The 2,308-nt window shown below is 43.5% G+C and carries 2 protein-coding genes; both read left to right on the top strand.

Going from position 1 to position 2,308, the window contains the following annotated elements; all coding sequences use genetic code 11:
* On the top strand, positions 1-2,004 hold a 2,004-nt coding region (locus ACFIK6_RS09500; protein ID WP_375677591.1), incomplete at its 5' end, for a phage tail tape measure protein.
* 5 nt (positions 2,005-2,009) lie between these two features.
* Positions 2,010-2,308: phage tail protein (locus ACFIK6_RS09495; protein WP_375642709.1), on the top strand; the 299-nt coding region annotated here is incomplete at its 3' end.

Here is a 2,308-nt window from a genome sequence, read left to right as displayed (position 1 = left end):
CGCTTTTCTGCTGCTGTCAAAAACATGACAAAAAGCCTTCATGGTGTTCAAAGTGCTCTTGGAGTGGCGGCAAGCCGTGCTTCAGTCTTTACCGGTGTCTTAGGGCTTGCTGGTGGTGGTCTTGTGGCAAGTGTGACCGCCGTTACCATGAAAACCATGCATCTGGGCGATAGTCTTTATCACGCATCACGCCATTTAAATATGAGTGTTGCATCACTTCAATTATGGGGTGATGCAGCCGATAATTCAGGCACTTCCGCCGAACTCTTTCAACAATCCTTAGCGGTTTTAAATAGGCGTTCGGCACAAGCCTATGCTGGACAAAAAAGAGGTATGATGGGCTTTGAAGCGCTTGGCATTTCTGTCAAAAACACTTCTGGAAAACTCAAATCCACTTCTGTCTTGTTGGAAGAAATTACCGACAAGATGAGTAAGATGAAAAATCAAGCACAAAGACAGCATATTGCTGCTCTGTTGTTTGGTGGTGATGGTAAAGAAATGGCTACCATGCTTGCACAAGGCATGGCGCCCATAAAAGAGCTCTTTGCAAAGGCGCGGAAAGGAAAATGGCTGATAGGTGCCGATGTCGCACGCTATGCAGCGGACTTAAGTGACAAGATGGGAGCCTTTAAGAAAAAAATAGGCGGTATCGCGAGCTTTATTGGCGCACGTTTCATGCCCGTCATCAATGATATGATTGACGGTTTTTCAAAGTTGATTGATGAAAACCGCGACCTCATTCAAACAACCGTTGCTGGATGGGCAAAAACCTTAAAAAAAGTCTTTAATGATTTGCTTAATCCTACCTCTGATTTGAGAAAAGGTATCAGTGATCTCACAGAGAGGATTAAAGGATGGTTCCAATGGCTAGAACCTCTAATTGGTGAAATAACCCTCTTTAAGGTAGGACTTGTGGCACTTGGTTCATTCATTTTTGGTCCACTCATTGCCGCATTAGCAGCCGTAGGAGCCGCATTTGTCACGCTTGGTTATACTATGATGACGACGCCCATAGGATGGCTCATTGGTGGTATCGCGGCACTTGTTGTCCTCTATAAATATTGGGATGAACTCAATGGCTGGGTAGCTGCATCTTTAGCCGCGGTTGGAGCAGTTCTTACCGGAGCATTCATTTCGGCAATGGTACCGGCAGCTTCTGCAGTTGCGGGTCTTGCACTATCTCTTGTAGCTTCACTCATTCCAGCAATAACTGCCGTTGGTTCTGCTTTTATATCGCTTGGTATCGCAATCATGACCACTCCTATCGGCTGGATCGCTGGCGGCATAGCAGCCCTTGTTGGAGTTGGATATCTGCTCTACAAAAATTGGGATACGGTAGTAAGCTTCATAAGCAACTTATGGAATTCTTTTGCGAGCTTATGTAGTAACGTTTTCAATAACCTCTTGACGCTCTTTAAAAACTTTTCACCACTTTCTTGGATTTCGAAAAAAATCAATGAACTCATTGAATGGCTGTTTGGTGTCGATTTAATGGAAGTAGGCTCAAATCTTATTAATGGACTTTGGGACGGCATCAAAAGCAAATGGAATGCTCTGTCTGAATGGTTTAGCGGCATGATAAGCAAGTTAACCAGCTGGATGCCTAATTGGATGAAAGAAAAGTTAGGCTTTAATGTCTCAATCAATAAGACTTCAACGGAGACGATTAAAACCTTTACCAATGAAACCAATGCACGTGCAAAAAGAATGCTGGATACAGTAGTGGTTACAAATACCCCACCAGAAAAACGCAAGAGTGGTTTTAATACAAGTGTCGTTGAAACAGGACAAATGCAGGCAACAAATAAAGTGGGTGCCTTTAAAGCTCCAAAGCCTATTACGGTTCACAAACCCGTTGAAGTAGACGCGCGTGTAACTATTACAAATCTCAATATTTCAGTACCAAATGGTCTCAAGGACGAAATCAGAGACGCTGTCAATCAAGCACTTGAACGCTATGCAAAACAGCAACGTTTAGCCATAGCCTCTAGCCTTTCGGATTAAATACCATGATGTTAGCTTTGGGTGGTTTTATCTTTTCCATTGAAACAGCAGCTTATCAAACACTTGATATGTCTTATGGGGTTCCATGGGTAGAGCAAGGGCGATTGGGGCGAAAAGCTGCTCTTCAATTGCCTGCTGTTGCAAATGCGGAATTTTCTTTAGCAGGGGTGATTTATCCAGATTTCAAAGGTGGTCACAGACAACTCGAATATTTGCGACAAATAGCGCATATGGGACCTCATATTCTTGTGACCGGTCAAGGCAAAATCTTAGGTAAGTTTGTCATTCTTTCCGTAGAGGAAAA

The sequence above is a fragment of the Bartonella sp. AS69XJJH genome (genome assembly GCF_042195585.1).
Lineage (GTDB): Bacteria > Pseudomonadota > Alphaproteobacteria > Rhizobiales > Rhizobiaceae > Bartonella.
The sequence above is the reverse complement of the archived record's forward strand: the minus strand, read 5'-3'. Positions and strand labels throughout refer to the sequence as shown.